The sequence below is a fragment of the Paraburkholderia sp. BR13444 genome, assembly GCF_040948755.1.
GTDB classification, from domain to species: Bacteria; Pseudomonadota; Gammaproteobacteria; order Burkholderiales; family Burkholderiaceae; genus Paraburkholderia; species Paraburkholderia youngii.
In genome coordinates, this window is sequence record NZ_JBFPKM010000001.1 from 298,730 (window position 1) to 315,746 (window position 17,017).

At 63.9% G+C, this 17,017-nt stretch carries 15 protein-coding genes; 12 read left to right on the top strand and 3 right to left on the bottom strand.

All coding sequences use genetic code 11. The features are described 5' to 3' along the window. The first annotated feature begins 264 nt into the window (after positions 1–264). The 6 genes from typA to AB3X95_RS01320 all read left to right on the top strand — a co-directional run bounded on the left by typA (position 265) and on the right by AB3X95_RS01320 (position 10,070). Positions 265–2,094, top strand: a complete 1,830-nt coding sequence (gene typA, locus AB3X95_RS01295) for a translational GTPase TypA (protein WP_368620478.1) — start codon at positions 265–267, stop codon at positions 2,092–2,094. Positions 2,095–2,494: 400 nt separating this feature from the next. Next, positions 2,495–5,356 carry a 2-oxoglutarate dehydrogenase E1 component gene (locus AB3X95_RS01300; protein WP_176365762.1) on the top strand — a complete coding sequence of 954 codons (2,862 nt, stop codon included), beginning with the start codon at positions 2,495–2,497 and terminating at the stop codon, positions 5,354–5,356. A gap of 141 nt (positions 5,357–5,497) precedes the next feature. After that, the gene (gene odhB, locus AB3X95_RS01305; RefSeq protein WP_176108908.1) at positions 5,498–6,778 is read left to right on the top strand and encodes a 2-oxoglutarate dehydrogenase complex dihydrolipoyllysine-residue succinyltransferase; all 1,281 of its coding nucleotides are present in this window, start codon (positions 5,498–5,500) and stop codon (positions 6,776–6,778) included. 139 nt (positions 6,779–6,917) lie between these two features. Continuing rightward, positions 6,918–8,348 (top strand): dihydrolipoyl dehydrogenase, encoded by a 1,431-nt coding sequence (gene lpdA / locus AB3X95_RS01310; protein WP_176120034.1) that lies wholly within the window; start codon positions 6,918–6,920, stop codon positions 8,346–8,348. Between the two features lie 88 nt (positions 8,349–8,436). Further along, positions 8,437–9,534: a cell division protein ZapE gene (gene zapE / locus AB3X95_RS01315; protein ID WP_176108906.1), complete on the top strand. Its 1,098-nt coding sequence runs from the start codon at positions 8,437–8,439 to the stop codon at positions 9,532–9,534. 98 nt (positions 9,535–9,632) lie between these two features. After that, entirely contained in the window at positions 9,633–10,070 is a 438-nt protein-coding gene (locus AB3X95_RS01320; protein ID WP_368620479.1) for a transposase, read from the top strand. Between the two features lie 162 nt (positions 10,071–10,232). On the opposite strand, the gene AB3X95_RS01325 is transcribed toward AB3X95_RS01320, so the two are convergent. Then, complete coding sequence (locus AB3X95_RS01325) at positions 10,233–10,718, bottom strand: DUF2147 domain-containing protein (protein ID WP_368620480.1); 486 nt, start codon at positions 10,716–10,718, stop codon at positions 10,233–10,235. A gap of 415 nt (positions 10,719–11,133) precedes the next feature. Here AB3X95_RS01325 and AB3X95_RS01330 point away from each other — a divergent pair, with 415 nt between their 5' ends. Beyond that, the gene (locus AB3X95_RS01330) at positions 11,134–11,850 is read left to right on the top strand and encodes a DUF2968 domain-containing protein (protein WP_176120031.1); all 717 of its coding nucleotides are present in this window, start codon (positions 11,134–11,136) and stop codon (positions 11,848–11,850) included. Between the two features lie 227 nt (positions 11,851–12,077). Here the strand turns inward: AB3X95_RS01330 and AB3X95_RS01335 are convergent, their stop codons facing one another. Then, positions 12,078–12,269, bottom strand: coding sequence for a hypothetical protein (locus AB3X95_RS01335; RefSeq protein WP_018432239.1), 192 nt, complete (start codon positions 12,267–12,269; stop codon positions 12,078–12,080). 215 nt (positions 12,270–12,484) lie between these two features. Here AB3X95_RS01335 and AB3X95_RS01340 point away from each other — a divergent pair, with 215 nt between their 5' ends. Beyond that, positions 12,485–12,712 carry a hypothetical protein gene (locus tag AB3X95_RS01340; protein WP_368620481.1) on the top strand — a complete coding sequence of 76 codons (228 nt, stop codon included), beginning with the start codon at positions 12,485–12,487 and terminating at the stop codon, positions 12,710–12,712. Between the two features lie 30 nt (positions 12,713–12,742). On the opposite strand, the gene hfq is transcribed toward AB3X95_RS01340, so the two are convergent. Further along, positions 12,743–13,216 carry an RNA chaperone Hfq gene (hfq, locus tag AB3X95_RS01345; RefSeq protein WP_176108900.1) on the bottom strand — a complete coding sequence of 158 codons (474 nt, stop codon included), beginning with the start codon at positions 13,214–13,216 and terminating at the stop codon, positions 12,743–12,745. A gap of 464 nt (positions 13,217–13,680) precedes the next feature. Here hfq and AB3X95_RS01350 point away from each other — a divergent pair, with 464 nt between their 5' ends. The 4 genes from AB3X95_RS01350 (at position 13,681) to AB3X95_RS01365 (ending at position 16,990) form a co-directional block, all read left to right on the top strand. After that, positions 13,681–13,818 (top strand): hypothetical protein, encoded by a 138-nt coding sequence (locus AB3X95_RS01350; protein ID WP_176108899.1) that lies wholly within the window; start codon positions 13,681–13,683, stop codon positions 13,816–13,818. A 26-nt stretch (positions 13,819–13,844) separates the two neighbouring features. Further along, positions 13,845–14,405, top strand: a complete 561-nt coding sequence (locus AB3X95_RS01355) for a sigma-70 family RNA polymerase sigma factor (protein ID WP_176108898.1) — start codon at positions 13,845–13,847, stop codon at positions 14,403–14,405. Beyond that, positions 14,405–15,313 carry a zf-HC2 domain-containing protein gene (locus AB3X95_RS01360; protein WP_368620482.1) on the top strand — a complete coding sequence of 303 codons (909 nt, stop codon included), beginning with the start codon at positions 14,405–14,407 and terminating at the stop codon, positions 15,311–15,313. The genes AB3X95_RS01355 and AB3X95_RS01360 overlap by 1 nt, the downstream gene beginning before the upstream one ends. Positions 15,314–15,412: 99 nt before the next feature. Beyond that, complete coding sequence (locus AB3X95_RS01365; protein ID WP_368620483.1) at positions 15,413–16,990, top strand: FAD-binding protein; 1,578 nt, start codon at positions 15,413–15,415, stop codon at positions 16,988–16,990. The last annotated feature ends 27 nt before the right edge of the window (positions 16,991–17,017 follow it).

The window sequence follows — 17,017 nt, forward strand, 5'->3', positions numbered from 1 at the left end:
CAAGCGTAAATACAGCTTAGGCAAGGATTATTTCCTGCTCAAGCAAGATGCCGTACGGATCGGCGTAGGGCGCGGGCGACGCGGTATTCGCGAAGTCAGCGGGGACGCGGAGGGCGTACGGTCTATCGGGGAATACCAGAAAGGATCATCCGCGCGTGCTATAATTTTGGGTTCCCAAAAGTGCGCTTTGGGCTTGTTGTCGTGGTTTGGCTCATCAACCAGCAGCATAAGCAAGCGGCGCACTCAACCGTCTTCAGGTTTCCTATGACCCGCGCCCTACGCAACATCGCCATCATTGCTCACGTCGACCACGGCAAGACCACGCTCGTCGATCAGCTCCTCCGTCAGACCGCCACGTTCCGCGAGAATCAGCAGATCGCCGAGCGCGTGATGGACTCGAACGACATCGAAAAAGAGCGCGGCATCACGATCCTGTCGAAGAACTGCGCGGTGGAGTACGAAGGCACGCACATCAATATTGTCGACACGCCGGGGCACGCCGACTTCGGCGGCGAAGTGGAGCGCGTGCTGTCGATGGTCGACTCGGTGCTGCTGCTCGTCGACGCGGTGGAAGGCCCGATGCCGCAAACCCGCTTCGTCACGAAGAAGGCGCTCGCGCTCGGCCTGAAGCCGATCGTCGTGATCAACAAGGTCGACCGTCCGGGCGCGCGGGTCGACTGGGTGATCAACCAGACCTTCGACCTGTTCGACAAGCTCGGCGCGAGCGAAGAGCAGCTCGACTTCCCGATCGTCTACGCATCGGGGCTGAACGGCTATGCGGGTCTTACGCCTGACGTGCGCGACGGCGACATGCGTCCGCTGTTCGAGGCAATCCTTCAGTACGTGCCGGTGCGCCCGGCCGACCCGGAAGGTCCGCTGCAACTGCAGATCACGTCGCTCGACTACTCGTCGTACGTCGGCCGTATCGGCATTGGCCGTATCACGCGCGGCCGCATCAAGCCGGGCATGGCCGTCGCGGTGCGCTCGGGCCCTGAAGGCGAAATCCTCAATCGCAAGATCAACCAGGTGCTGTCGTTCAAGGGCCTCGATCGCGTGCAGGTCGATTCGGCCGAAGCGGGCGACATCGTGCTGATCAACGGTATCGAGGAAGTCGGCATCGGCGTGACGATCTGCTCGCCGGAGCAGCCGGAAGCGCTGCCGATGATCACCGTCGACGAACCCACGCTGACGATGAACTTCCTCGTCAACTCGTCGCCGCTCGCGGGCCGCGAAGGCAAGTTCGTCACGAGCCGTCAGATTCGCGATCGCCTGATGAAGGAGCTGAACCACAACGTCGCGCTGCGCGTGCGCGATACCGGCGACGAAACCACGTTCGAAGTGGCAGGCCGTGGTGAGCTGCACCTGACCATTCTGGTCGAAAACATGCGCCGCGAAGGCTACGAGCTGGCCGTGTCGCGTCCGCGTGTCGTGATGCAGGAAATCAACGGCGAGAAGCACGAGCCGTACGAAAACCTGACCGTCGACATGGAGGACACCCACCAGGGCGGCGTGATGGAAGAACTCGGCCGCCGCAAGGGCGAAATGCTCGACATGGCGTCGGACGGCCGTGGCCGCACGCGTCTCGAGTACCGTATTTCGGCGCGTGGTCTGATCGGCTTCCAGTCGGAATTCCTCACGCTGACGCGCGGCACGGGTCTGATGAGCCACACGTTCGATTCATACCAGCCGGTCAAGGAAGGCGCGGTCGGCGAGCGCCGCAACGGCGTGCTGATCTCGCAGGACGACGGCGCGGCAGTCGCGTACGCACTGTGGAAGCTGCAGGATCGCGGCCGCATGTTCGTGTCGCCGGGCGAGGCGCTGTATGAAGGCATGATCATCGGCATTCACAGCCGCGACAACGACCTCGTCGTGAACCCGATCAAGGGCAAGCAGCTCACCAACGTGCGCGCGTCGGGCACCGATGAAGCCGTGCGTCTCGTGCCGCCGGTTCAGCTGTCGCTCGAATACGCGGTCGAGTTCATCGACGACGACGAGCTGGTCGAAGTCACGCCGAAGTCGATCCGTCTGCGCAAGCGCTACCTGAAGGAACATGAGCGCCGCAGCGCGAGCCGCAACAAGGTTGCCGGCGAATAAGCGGGTTTCGAATCCGTCTGGATAGCAGGGAACGGAAGCCACCTTCGGGTGGCTTTTTCGTTTTCGGCGCATCGACACGTGTGGCGCTGCATCATGCACTTGCCGGGCGGCACAGGTGTAGACACCTATTGCGCAATTCGCCTTCTCATTTTCTACAGAACACTATTGCGCGCTGTGAAGAAGCACCCCGTCACCCGCGAAACGCCCGCCATCACTGGCTTTGCCGCGTGTGCTGTCCGCTATCTGGGCTATTCGTTCTGTGCTATGCTCCCGGGTGCAAAGTTTTAGGTCCTTCCAAGCAAGACTTGATTCGCGCAATCCGCTAAACGGTCAGGCCGTGTCGCGGAAGGTTCTGTAACCCGCTATTTCTCGAGAAACTCGAAGAAAGGTGAGCGTAAAAATGATGAAGCAATTCCAGTCGAACTCTTATCTGTTCGGCGGCAATGCTCCGTACGTTGAAGAAATGTACGAAGCGTATCTCGATAATCCGGCGTCAGTGCCCGAGACCTGGCGCAGCTATTTCGATGCGTTGCAGAACGTGCCTGCATCGGATGGCAGCAACGCCAACGACGTGGCCCACGGCCCGATCGTCGAATCGTTTGCACAGCGCGCCAAGGCCAATGCCTTCCTGCCGCGCGCTACTACCGGCGGCGAAGATCTCGCAACCGCCCGCAAACAGGTTTACGTCCAGTCCCTCATCGGCGCATATCGCTTCCTCGGCTCGCAATGGGCCAATCTCGATCCTCTGAAGCGCCGCGAACGTCCCGCGATCCCCGAACTTGAACCCGCGTTCTACGACTTCACCGAAGCCGACATGGACCAGGAGTTCAGCGCTACGAATCTGTACTTCGGGTTCGAGCGCGCGACGCTGCGCGAGATCGTCAAAGCCCTGCGCGACACGTACTGCGGCACGATCGGCGCCGAGTACATGTACATCAGCGATCCGGAACAGAAGCGCTGGTGGAAGGAACGCCTCGAATCGATCCGTTCGACGCCGAACTTCAGCAACGACAAAAAGAAGCACATCCTGAACCGCCTGACGGCCGCCGAAGGCCTCGAGCGTTTCCTGCACACCAAGTACGTCGGCCAGAAGCGCTTCTCGCTCGAAGGCGGCGAGAGCTTCATCGCGGCGATGGACGAAGTCGTGCGTCACGGCGGTCTGCGCGGCGTTCAGGAAATCGTCATCGCGATGGCTCACCGTGGCCGTCTGAACGTGCTGGTCAATACGCTCGGCAAGATGCCGGCCGACCTGTTCGCCGAATTCGAAGGCAAGCACGTCGACGATCTGCCGGCCGGCGACGTGAAGTACCACAAGGGCTTCTCGTCGGACGTCGCGACCGAAGGCGGTCCGGTTCACCTGTCGCTCGCGTTCAACCCGTCGCACCTCGAAATCGTCAACCCGGTGGTCGAGGGCTCGGCGAAGGCGCGTATGGACCGCCGCGGCGACGAAAACGGCGTCCAGGTGCTGCCGGTGCAGATCCACGGCGACGCGGCATTCGCGGGCCAGGGCGTCGTGATGGAAACGCTGAACCTCGCGCAAACGCGCGGTTATGGCACGCACGGCACGCTGCACATCGTCATCAACAACCAGATCGGCTTCACGACGTCGGACCCGCGCGATTCGCGCTCCACGTTGTACTGCTCGGACGTCGTCAAGATGATCGAAGCGCCGGTGCTGCACGTGAACGGTGACGATCCCGAAGCGGTCGTGCTGGCCATCCAGATGGCGATCGACTTCCGCATGCAGTTCCACAAGGACGTCGTCGTCGACATCGTCTGCTTCCGCAAGCTCGGCCACAACGAGCAGGACACCCCGGCGGTCACGCAGCCGCTGATGTACAAGACGATCTCGAAGCACCCGGGCACGCGCGCGCTGTACGCTGAAAAGCTCGTGCAGCAGGGCGTCATCAAGGCCGACGAAGGCGAGGAATTCGTCAAGGCCTACCGTAAGGCAATGGACGAAGGCCATCACACGGTCGACCCGGTGCTCTCGAACTACAAGAGCAAGTACGCGGTGGACTGGGTGCCGTTCCTGAACCGCAAGTGGACCGACGCGGCCGACACGGCCGTGCCGCTCGCGGAACTGAAGCGCCTCGCCGAGCGCATCACCACGATTCCGGAAAACTTCAAGGTTCACCCGCTCGTCGAGCGCGTGATCAACGACCGTCGCGCGATGGGCCGCGGCGAAGCGAAGCTCGACTGGGGCATGGGCGAGCACCTCGCGTTCGCATCGCTGGTCGCATCGGGCTACGCAGTTCGTCTGACCGGCCAGGATTCGGGCCGCGGCACGTTCACGCACCGTCACGCGGTGCTGCACGACCAGAACCGCGAGCGCTGGAACGACGGCACCTACGTGCCGCTGCAGAACATCGCCGAAGGTCAGGCGAAGTTCACGGTGATCGACTCGGTGCTGTCGGAAGAAGCGGTGCTCGGCTTCGAATACGGCTACTCGACCGCTGAACCGAACACGTTCGTCGCGTGGGAAGCGCAGTTCGGCGACTTCGTGAACGGCGCGCAGGTCGTGATCGACCAGTTCATCTCGTCGGGCGAAGTGAAGTGGGGCCGCGTGTCGGGCCTGACGATGCTGCTGCCGCATGGCTACGAAGGCCAGGGTCCGGAGCACTCGTCGGCGCGTATCGAGCGTTTCCTGCAACTGTGCGCAGACCACAACATGCAGGTCGTTCAGCCGACCACGCCGGCGCAGATCTTCCACCTGCTGCGTCGCCAGATGATCCGTCTGTTCCGCAAGCCGCTGATCGTCGCAACGCCGAAGTCGCTGCTGCGTCACAAGGAAGCCGTGTCGGATCTGTCGGAACTCGCGAAGGGTTCGTTCCAGCCGGTGATCGGCGAAGTGGACGAAACCATCGACGCGAAGAAGGTCAAGCGCGTGCTGGTCTGCTCGGGCCGCGTGTACTACGACCTGGTCGCGCATCGCCGCGAAGCGAAGGTGAACGACGTCGCGATCGTCCGTATCGAACAGCTGTATCCGTTCGCTCACAAGCAGTTCGAAGCGGAAATGAAGAAGTACGACAACGCAACCGAAGTGGTGTGGGTGCAGGACGAGCCGCAGAATCAGGGCCCGTGGTTCTACATCGAGCACCATCTGAAGGAAGGCATGAAGGAAGGGCAGAAGCTGGCGTACAGCGGCCGTCCGGCTTCGGCTTCGCCCGCGGTGGGCTACTACGCGAAGCACTACGAGCAGCAGAAGGCGCTGGTCGAAGGCGCTTTCGGCCGCCTCAAGAGCGCGTCGATCGCCAAGTAAAGAAACAGACGAGCCCGGGAGAACGCAGTGCGTTTTCCCGCGCCGCGCCGAACGATCCCATGAGATTCAGGCGCGGCGCTCGTGGTTCGCAGGCGGTCGCGATGAAGCGCCGTCACCCGATACGTATTCAGGATACTCATAATGGCTATTGTTGAAGTCAAGGTTCCCCAGCTCTCCGAGTCGGTCTCGGAAGCGACCATGCTGCAGTGGAAGAAGAAGCCCGGCGAGGCTGTCGCTCAGGACGAAATCCTCATCGAAATCGAGACCGACAAGGTCGTGCTCGAAGTGCCGGCTCCGGCAGCAGGCGTGCTCGCGCAAGTCATCTCGAACGACGGCGACACGGTCACGGCGGACCAGGTGATCGCGAAGATCGACACCGAAGGCACCGCAGGCGCCGCCGCTGTCGAAGCCGAAGTGAAGCCGGCTCCGGTCGCCGCAGCGGCTCCCGCGCCGGCGGCTCAGTCGACAACTGCGGCTGCTGCCGCAACGGGCTCGAACACCGCAGCTTCGCCGGCTGCCGGCAAGCTGATGGCCGAGAAGGGTCTGGCCGCTGGCGACGTCGCCGGCACGGGCCGCGACGGCCGCATCACCAAGGGCGACGTGCTGACCGCAGGCGCTCCGGCTGCCAAGGCTGCACCGGCTCCGGCTGCCGCACCGAAGGCTGCGAAGCCGTCGCTGCCGGACGTCAAGGCTCCGGCATCGGCCGACCAGTGGTTGAAGGACCGTCCGGAACAGCGCGTGCCGATGTCGCGTCTGCGTGCGCGTATCGCCGAGCGTCTGCTCGAGTCGCAGCAAACCAACGCCATCCTGACGACGTTCAACGAAGTGAACATGGCGCCGGTCATGGATCTGCGCAACAAGTACAAGGACAAGTTCGAGAAGGAACACGGCGTGAAGCTCGGCTTCATGTCGTTCTTCGTGAAGGCGGCTGTTCATGCGCTGAAGAAGTTCCCGCTCGTGAACGCGTCGATCGACGGTAACGACATCGTCTATCACGGCTACTTCGACATCGGTATCGCGGTCGGTTCGCCGCGCGGTCTGGTGGTGCCGATTCTGCGCAATGCAGATCAGCTGAGCCTCGCCGACATCGAGAAGAAGATCGCCGAATTCGGCCAGAAGGCGAAGGACGGCAAGCTGTCGATCGAAGAAATGACCGGCGGTACGTTCTCGATCTCGAACGGCGGTGTGTTCGGCTCGATGTTGTCGACCCCCATCATCAACCCGCCGCAGTCCGCGATTCTCGGCGTGCACGCCACCAAGGAACGCGCAGTGGTCGAAAACGGCCAGATCGTGATCCGCCCGATGAACTACCTCGCGCTGTCGTACGACCACCGGATCATCGACGGCCGCGAAGCCGTGCTGTCGCTGGTCGCGATGAAGGACGCGCTGGAAGATCCGGCACGTCTGCTGCTCGACCTGTAAGCGCCCGCTCGGACCGCGCCGGCTTGTGAATCCGCAAACCGGCGCCATCTAGTCAGTACGTATCTCGCATTCCGCAGTACAGGAACGGCGCGCGCCACCTTGGGTGGTCCGGCGCCGTTCCGCTATCAAAGGGATTGTCATGTCCAAAGAATTTGACGTCGTCGTGATCGGCGCAGGCCCTGGCGGTTACATCGCCGCCATCCGCGCAGCGCAGCTCGGCAAGACCGTCGCATGTATCGAAAAGTGGAAGAACCCGGCCGGCGCGCTGAAGCTCGGCGGCACTTGCCTTAACGTCGGCTGCATTCCGTCGAAGGCGCTGCTCGCGTCGTCGGAAGAGTTTGAAAACGCGTCGCATCATCTCGCCGACCACGGCATCTCGGTGGGCGACGTGTCGGTCGATATCTCGAAGATGATGGCCCGCAAGGACGGCATCGTCGAGAAGATGACCAAGGGCATCGAATTCCTGTTCCGCAAGAACAAGATCACGTGGCTCAAGGGCCACGGCAAGTTCACCGGCAAGACCGACGCCGGCGTGCAGATCGAAGTGAGCGGCGAGGGTGAAACCGAAGTCGTCACCGCGAAGAACGTGATCATCGCGACGGGTTCGAAGGCGCGTCATCTGCCGGGCATCCCGGTCGACAACAAGCTGATCGCCGACAACGAAGGCGCACTGTCGTTCGACACGGCACCGAAGAAGCTCGCCGTGATCGGCGCAGGCGTGATCGGTCTGGAGCTCGGCTCGGTGTGGCGCCGTCTCGGCGCTGACGTGACCGTGCTCGAAGCGCTGCCGGAGTTCCTCGGTTCGGCTGACCAGGCACTGTCGAAGGAAGCGGCCAAGCAGTTCAAGAAGCAGGGTCTCGACATCCACGTCGGCGTGAAGGTCGGCGAAGTGAAGACGGGCGCGAACGGCGTGACGATCGCCTACACGGATAAGGACGGCAACGCGCAGACGCTCGAAGCCGACCGCCTGATCGTGTCGGTCGGCCGCGTGCCGAACACCGACAACCTCGGCCTCGAATCGATCGGCCTGAAGGCCAACGAGCGCGGCTTCATCGACGTCGACGACCACTGCGCGACGGCCGTGCCGAACGTGTACGCGATCGGCGACGTGGTGCGTGGCCCGATGCTCGCGCATAAGGCTGAAGACGAAGGCGTGATGGTCGCGGAAGTGATCGACGGCCAGAAACCGCACATCGACTACAACTGCGTTCCGTGGGTGATCTACACCGAGCCGGAAATCGCGTGGGTCGGCAAGACCGAGCAGCAGCTGAAGGCCGAAGGCCGCGAAATCAAGACCGGCCAATTCCCGTTCATGGCGAACGGCCGCGCGCTCGGCATCAACAAAGCGGACGGTTTCGTCAAGATGATCGCCGACGCGAAGACCGACGAACTGCTCGGCGTGCACATCATCTCGGCCGACGCATCGGACCTGATCGCGGAAGCCGTGGTGGCGATGGAGTTCAAGGCGGCGTCGGAAGACATCGGCCGGATTTGCCATCCGCACCCGTCGCTGTCGGAAGTCATGCGTGAAGCGGCACTCGCCGTCGACAAGCGCGCGCTAAACATGTAACCGCGCACGCCCGACCGAATCGCAACCTTGGCATCACCAAAGGCGGGCGGGGTTCACTCCCTCCCGCCTTTCTTTTTGCAGCAACACGATGAACGTCACCGAATACTACGAAAAAGAACTGCAGACGCGGGGTTATCAATCCGATCCGGCGCAGCGCGCGGCGGTCGACCGCCTGCAGCGGTGCTATGAAGAGTGGACCGAATATAAGGCGCGCCGCTCGAACGCGTTCAGGAAGCTGATCATTCACCCGGATCTGCCGCGCGGCGTATACATGTGGGGCGGCGTGGGCCGCGGCAAGAGCTTCCTGATGGACAGCTTCTACATGATCGTGCCGTTGCACCGCAAAACCCGTCTGCACTTCCATGAGTTCATGCGCGAAGTGCATCGCGAGCTCGAAGAACTCAAGGGCCGCGCCGATCCGCTCGACGAACTCGCGCGTCGCATCGCGAAGCGCTATCGGCTGATCTGCTTCGACGAATTCCACGTGTCGGACATCGCCGACGCGATGATCCTGTATCGCCTGCTCGACAAGCTGTTCGAGAACGGCGTGCAGTTCGTGATGACGTCCAACTACGCGCCCGACACGCTGTATCCGGACGGCCTGCATCGCGACCGCATGCTGCCCGCGATCGAGCTGATCAAGCAGAAGCTCGACGTGGTCAACGTCGACGCGGGGATCGACTATCGCCAGCGCACGCTGGCCCAGGTCGAGGTCTATCACACGCCACTGGACGCCGCTGCCGGCAAGGCGCTGCGCGACGCTTTCGCGCGCCTTGCCGCGGTGCCCGACGAAAGTCCGCTGCTGCATATCGAGAAGCGCGAGCTGAAGGCGCTGCGCCGCGCGGACGGCGTTGTCTGGTTCGACTTCGCGACGCTGTGCGGCGGGCCGCGCTCGCAAAACGACTACCTCGAACTCGCGACCCGGTTTCACGCGGTGATCCTGTCGGACGTGCCGCAGATGTCGGTGCGCATGGCGTCGGAAGCGCGCCGCTTTACGTGGCTCATCGACGTGTTCTACGACCACAAGGTCAAGCTGCTGATGTCGGCCGCGGTGCCGCCAGAGGAGTTGTACGTCGATGGCCCGATGGCCAACGAATTCACGCGGACGGTGTCGCGAATCGTCGAGATGCAGTCGAAGGAGTATCTCGATACACCTCGCCGGATCGTCGACACGTCTCTAACCTGAGCATCGGCGTACGACAGTTTTTAGGAATCGGAGTGGTCTTATATTCCGCGCGCGGGTGACTGGCTATCTTTTGTCGTTGTTCTGACAAAGGAGGAAGCATGAACTCGTACCGCGAAATCACCGATGAAGAATGGCAGCGCGTTGCGCCACTGCTGCCCGAACTCCGGCCGCGTACCGAAATGCGTGGCCGTCCGCTTGCCAATACCCGCTCAGTGCTCAACGGCGTGCTTTGGGTCATGTATAGCGGCGCCACCTGGTCCACCATGCCGCGCCGCTACCCGTCGTATCAGACCTGTCATCGCCGCTTCAAGTCCTGGTACCAATCGGGCGTGCTCAAACACGTCACGGAACAACTGCTCGGTACCGCGAGCGAAGATCTCTGCAGATTGATGGAAGCGCGTATGCGCACGCACGCGAGCGCGCAGCACAAGCGCGCCGCGGCCCGTCGCGCAGCCGCGGCGTTCCGTGTTACGCCCGCCACGTCGGCGCCGGCGACACCGTTAGGTTACGCTGCATCGTTCAAGCAGGCAGCATGACCCTCGCAAACAACTTGCCCCAATGAAGAACGGCCGCGCGATTGTTGATCGCCGGCCGTTTTTTTATGCTGTACCCGCTGGGGATGAGCGCGCCATCGTTGCGGCATGAGGCGCTCATTCAGGCAATGTGCGAGGCGCCGCACCTGGGCCCCACGTCGAAGCTCACTGCTGCCGGATCCACGTCTGCGAGCGGCCGAGCAGCGCGACGCCAATATAGCCTCGCACCAAGAGCTTGTTGCCGCCGTCTTCGAGATGCATCTTGCACTTGTAGACCTTGCCGTTTTCAGGATCGAGAATCTGGCCATGATCCCACGCGTCGCCATCCTTCTTCATGCTGTTGATGATGGTCATGCCGAGGATCGGTTGGTCCTTGCGCGCGTCGGTGCATGCACTGCAGCGGCGATCCGGCTGGTCGTTCGCGCCGAGACCCTTGATGACCTTGCCGTTCAATTCGCCATTGGCGTCTTGTGTGATCTGCACGAGCGCTTTCGGCTGGCCCGTATGATCGTCGATGGTTTGCCACGTGCCGATCGGTGTCTCAGTCTGCGCCATCGCGGTCACGGCGCTGGCGAGCAGGGCGCCGGCGAGCGCGGCGTGACGGGCGGTGCGCAGCGCAAGCGCGCGCGCACGTTGAGTGAATCGAGTCATTACCTTCCTCCTTGATATGAGACGGCGCGATCGTGGTCGCGCGGCATTATGGGCATCGTGGTCGGATGTGCGGCACCGGTCTTCGCGATGCGGGACGATGCTAACGGCGTGCCGTTTGCATCGCCAGCGCAGAATACGCGAAAGTGCATGCGCCGTTTGATAGAGGAGCTTCTAATCGGCACGCGGTACTTCGGAGGTGTGTCAATTCAGCTATTCGGAAGAGCCTCGCGTTGATGCGCTGTCCACCAGCGCATCCATGACCGCTTTCGCGACGAAAAGATCGAGGCTGTAGTACCGCGCCGCCAAGGGAGCAACCGCGCAACTGCCATATTTTCGACGAAGAGCCCGAAACTCGCAAAATTGAGTAATAATTCCCCGTTTTCTACTAAAACAAGATCTGTTCAACAGGTGTCACATGGACCGAAAGTCAAAGCTACGAAAGATTGCTCTGGCCGCATGCATCGTAATGGGGGCCCTTCAGGGCGCGAATGCACAGGCTCTGCAGAACAGTGATGCGAGCGGTACGATCGTGTCCCAGCCGGGTCCCACGAGCGCGCCGACCGACACGTCGCAGGGCGGCCAGGCAGAGACCACTGCGCTGACGCCGGATGAAAACCGGCAATCCGCCACCGGGAACGTGGCTGAATTGCAGCAGATGATCCACGGCTCGGATCTGAGCGAATTGCGCACCACGTATAACGGCAGCTATGGCGCGAGCCTGCTGTTCTACGGCAAGGAGATGACCTACTACGTCGCGCTGTTCCAACAGAAAAACTTCTGGCGCGTGATCAAGACGCAGGACGCCGGGCGCGCCGAGCTGATCTACAAGGATTTCGCGCGGCAGACGATGCAGCTGTCGGACGTTGAGATCCGCCGTACGCAACTCGAAGCGCAGAAGGCGTTCACGCAGCGCCTGGTCGCGTTGTCGCAGGAACGCGCGAGCCGGCTGCAGGCCGACCTCGACGTCGCGCGTCAGCAGCAGAGCATCGTCGCGAGCCAGCAGGAGCAGAAGCGCGCCGAGGCGACCGAACTGGCGCAGCAGAAGGCCGCCGCGCAGGATCAGTTGCGCGTCGCGCAGCGTCAGGTCCGCAACCTGCAGCGTCAGCTCGAGAGCGGCTTGCCGCTGCATTGAGCACGACGATGTGAGCTTCGGTGGAGGGGCGGGACGGCGCGCAATTCGATGCGCCGTCCGGCCCGTCCGCGGACGTTACCGTCGTTAAGTCTGATGGGTGCTTTCCGCACCTGCCAACCCGCGCCTCGCACTCTGGCCGCCGGGCCTTTCGGCATTTCCGCTCGACATTGTTCGCAAGCCACGATGGCTCGCTGCCGCGCCGTCGTGCGACCCAAGACGGCGCGACTTCAATGCCGTTTGCGCGTATCCGCCTGAGTCTTGCGCATCCGCTCGCGAAACGGCTCCGTCACATCGACGGCGATCGGATCGCTGGCGGGAAAGCTTTCCATCAGCGCTTCATCGAGCCGCGTGTCGGCGGACGTCGGTGGTGTCCGGCGCGTGCGCGCAGGCCGGGAGGCATGCTGGCTTTTGCTGGTCATGGCGCGCTCCATCGGTAGAGGATCAATGATTCAGCATAGCGCATTGCGGCTATCGACGAACGTCGGCCGAATCGCGCCGGCGCGTCGTTTGAAACCGGCCCGCATCGATTCGTTCTCCGAGTGTCCCTGCCGCGCTTGAGCCGCGCTTGAGCCGCGTTTGAGCCGGGCTTTAGCCGCAAGCGACACCTCCATCGATCCATCAGACAGCGAACCACATGAACGGGAAAAAGCCGGCGGCTACGCGACGAGTGCTCGCAGCCCACGTCGTGGACGCCGAACTGGAAAACCTGGATTGGGCGACGCGGCAACCGGCGCTGCACCTGTTCGACGCCGGCTACTGGCGGCGCCGCGTGCTGGCGGTCAAGGGGAGTTTCGAGCTGACCGAGCGGCAGCTGATCCAACTGGAGAAAATTCTGCAGCGCCTCGGTCTGTCAGCGGACTAGCGAGGCGCGGGCGTTACCGCTTCTTCGTATTTATTCCTGATTGCCGCCGGGGCTGCCGCTGCCGTGGTTGCCGCCATGATTGCCGCCTTCGCCGCCGGTGCCGAATAGACGCCGCCGCCGCGTGACGACCACCGGGCCCTCGGAGTTGCCGCTGCGCTCGCCCGGCGCGCGTTCCGCCGCCGGCGCGCCATACGGTTCACGCCCCTCGCGCGGCTCGCGATGTTCGCGCGAACCATGCGGACCGCGCGCGCCATGTTCGCCATGCGACGTTCGGCCCGTGCGCGGCGCCGGCCGCGTGCCGGTATCGAGCTGGATCGTGGAGATCGCGCGCTTGTAGATGCCTTGCAGGCCAACCGGCGTGCGCAGCATCACCAGGTACTGATCGAACGACTCGATGCATCCGGTCAGGCGGATGCCGTTGACCAGATAGATCTCGACGCGCTTTCGTTCCTTGCGCGCGGCGTTCATGAAGTCGTTTTGCGGATGCGATTCTGCGGAAGCCATGGACAATTCAGGTTAGATAGACGGTGGTTCGCCGCGATTCTACCCTTTCTGTTCCAGGCGGGGCAGTACGCGTCGACGGGCGAACTTTGTCCACTATAACGGCTTGTGAGCCCATAAGCATCCGATACCGCGAGACTGTAACGTTGAGTTACGAATCTGCTGGTCAATGGCGTCTTCTTCCGGTCTCTCCAGGCATTGCCGGCAAGGTTGGCGGAAAAGGAAGAACATGGTGGTGTGCTGCGCGAGCACCCGCGGCGGCGTCGAAGCGCCCGAAAAAAACCAAAAATTCCGGAGAAAGCAGCGCAACCGCAGCGCAGCGACACGGCGCCACGACCGCGGTGGAATAAACCGCACGGTCGCAGCGTTAAGCCCAGTATGGCAGCACCGCACTGCGCGGCCTGCCGCCCACCGCCCGCCGCGCCCGTCGGTCGATCGCGCGCTGGGCATCCGTGAGGAGATTCAACATGATGAAAGCATCCCGTATTCTGTCAGCGCTCTTCGTCCTGCTCGCGCTCGCGTGCGGCTCCCTTGCTCACGCGGCCGACACCGACAACGCCGCGTCGAGTTCGAGCGGCAACAGCAACAGCAGCGGCGGCTACTAGAGCCGCGACCGGGCCTGGCACACCGGGTGACCTTCGAATCGGAAGTGATCGCGTGGCTGCCCCAGCTGCGCCGCTATGCGCGCGCACTGACGGGCGACCGCGCCTGGGCCGACGATCTCGTTCAGGATACGGCGGAGCGCGCGCTTGCGCGCTGGTCGGCATTCCGGCCGAACAGCAACCTGCGCGCGTGGTTGCTGACGATCCTGCGGCATCTGTACATAGACCAACTGCGCGGGCGGCGCGAGATCGCCGTCGACGAGGAAAGCGCGCCGTGGCGCAATCTCGAGGCGCCGCACGGCGAGGTCGACGGTCTGGTACTGCGCGACGTGCAGCGCGCGCTGTACTGCCTGCCACTCGAGCAGCGTGAAGTGCTGCTGCTGGTGTGCGTGGAGGAGTTGTCGTACCAGGAGGCATCGAGTGCATTGGGGGTGCCGATCGGTACAGTGATGTCGCGGCTGTCGCGGGCGCGCGAGCATATGCGCGCGTTGCTGTGCGAGGAGCCACCGGGGCCAATGCACGGACCGCAGCCCCGTGCGCCGCGGACGGCGCACAAAGTAGCGCCGCTGAAAGTGGTGAGAAACCGATAATGAACAACGATAACCCCGAATCCGGATTGCCCGACGAGCCCGATCTGCGCTCGCTGTCGGCCTATGTCGACGGCGAATTGACGGATGAGCAGCGCGCCGCGGTCGAAATGCAGCTTCGCCAGCATCCGCAGGCCGCCGCGCGCGTCGCGGCGTGGCGCGCGCAGAAGGCGGCGCTGCGCGCGCTGTGCGGCGTGCCGGGCAGCGATGCATGGCAAGCGCAAGCGGGGCACGGGGCCGACTTTGAGCAGCAAGCCGCTGAATCGGGCGAGCGACGCTACACAGGCAGCCAGCCCGCGGAGGCGGAGGAGCCGGCCTTTATCGTGGTGCGGCGTGCGCGGCCGTGGTGGCAGCGCGCGGGTCTCGCCGCCTGCTGGCTCGCGGCCGGCGCGGGGCTCGCGCTGGTGCTCGGCCCGCTCGCGCCGCGGCTGAGCGGCGGCGCGTGGAGCGGCTTCGGCGGCCAGCCGCCCGGTTTTGCGCAGCGCGCGGATGTCGCGTACGCGGTGTACTCACCGGAGCGGCGTCATCCGGTCGAAGTCGCGGCGAGCGAAGAGGCGCATCTGATCGCGTGGCTGTCGAAGCGGCTGAATCGCCCGCTGTCGGTGCCGTCGCTGCAGGAGTATGGTTATTCGCTGGTGGGCGGCCGGCTGCTGCCCGGCGAGGCCGGGCCGGCCGCGCAGTTCATGTACGAAAACCAGGACGGCGCGCGCTTGACGCTGTACGTGACCGGCGTCACGCGTGACGAAACCGAGTTTCGCCTGTTTCGCGACGGCAACCGCCGCACCTTTTACTGGATCAGCGACCGCATGGGCTACGCGCTGTCAGGCGCGATCGCGGAAGGCAAGCTGCGCGAGATCGCGATCGACGTGTGCAGCGAGCTCGGTGGCAAGCCTGAGACGTGGCAGCAGTAGCGGGCGGTAGCGTGTCGTAAAGGCCGTTGGCGGTCACGCACGCATTGCTGCCCCACGCGAGACCGCACCCTCGGCTTACCCGACCGACAAGGAGACGCCTTGCCCCAGACGCTGCCGCCCAACCTGACCGCCGCGCAGTTCGACCGTGCGCTTGCCGGCTGGCGCGCGATCGTCGGTGACGCGCACGTGCTGAGTTCCGACGCCGGCCTCGCCGTCTATATCGATCCGTTCGCGCCCGGCGAGCCGGCTGCGTTCGCCGCGAGCGCCGCGGTGCTGCCCGCGTCGGTCGATGAAATCCGCGCGGTGCTGCGCATCGCCAATCAGTACCGGATTCCACTGTGGACGGTGTCGACCGGGCGCAACTTCGCGTACGGCGGCGCGGCGCCGCGTCTGACCGGGTCGGTCGTGCTCGACTTGCAGCGCATGAACCGCATTCTCGAAGTCAACGAAACGCTCGCCTATGCGCTCGTCGAGCCCGGCGTCAGCTATTTCGATCTGTACGCGCATCTGCGCGACAAGGGCTACAAGCTGTGGGTCGATCCACCGGCCGCCGGCTGGGGCAGCGTGGTCGGCAATACGCTCGAGCGCGGCTTCGGCTATACCGACTACGGCGACCACGCGGCCGCGCAATGCGGGATGGAGGTGATGCTCGCCAACGGCGACCTGCTGCGCACCGGCATGGGCGGCGTCGAGATCGGCACTGCGTGGCAGCTGTATCAGCCGGGCTACGGGCCGTCGTTCGATGCGCTGTTCATGCAGTCGAACTACGGCATCGTGACCAAGCTCGGCGTGTGGCTGATGCCCGCACCGCCCGCGTATCTGCTCGGCGAAATCCAGTTTCGCCGCGAGGCCGATCTGGAGGCGATCGTCGAGACTCTGCGGCCGTTGCGGCTCGACGGCACGATCCGCAATCACGCGGTGATCGAGGGCGGCTTGCGGCGCGCGGCGGGCCTGTCGCCACGCCGGCAGTGGTACCACGGCGCGGGCGCGATGCCCGAGAGCGCGGTGCAGGCGATGCTCGACAAACTCGGTGTCGGCCGCTGGAACCTTCATTTCGCGCTATACGGCACGCCCGAGCTGATCGACGCGCGCTACGCGCTGATCGAACGCGCGTTCGCGCGGGTGCCGGATGCGCGGCTCGCGGCGGCGCGTTATGCGGGCGACGCGCAGCCGAGCGGCGGCGGCGACCGCAACATGGCCGGCATCCCCGCGATGACCGCGTTTCGCATGCTCGACTGGCGCGGCGGCGCGGGCGCGCACGTCGACTTCGCGCCGATCTGTCCGGCGACCGGACGCGACGCGATGCGTCAGTACACGATGGTGAAAGCACGCGCCGCCGAATACGGCTTCGACTACTACGGCGGCTTCACGGCAGGTACGCGGCATCTGCATCACATTTTCGCGGCGATTTTCGACCGCAACGACGCGAACCAGGTGGAGCAGGCCGGCGAACTGCTGCGCTCGCTGATGAGCGACGCCCGCGCGGCCGGCTACGGCGAATACCGCGCGCATCTCGCGTATATGGATTTCGCGGCCGCGCAATACAGCTTCAACGACGGTGCGTCGCTGCGCTTCGCGGAAACGCTGAAGGATGCGCTCGACCCGAACGGCATTCTCGCGCCGGGCAAGCAGGGCATCTGGCCGGCGGCGTGGCGCGACCGGCGAGGCTATACGTGAAGAAGCGCGTGAACAACGAGTGAATGG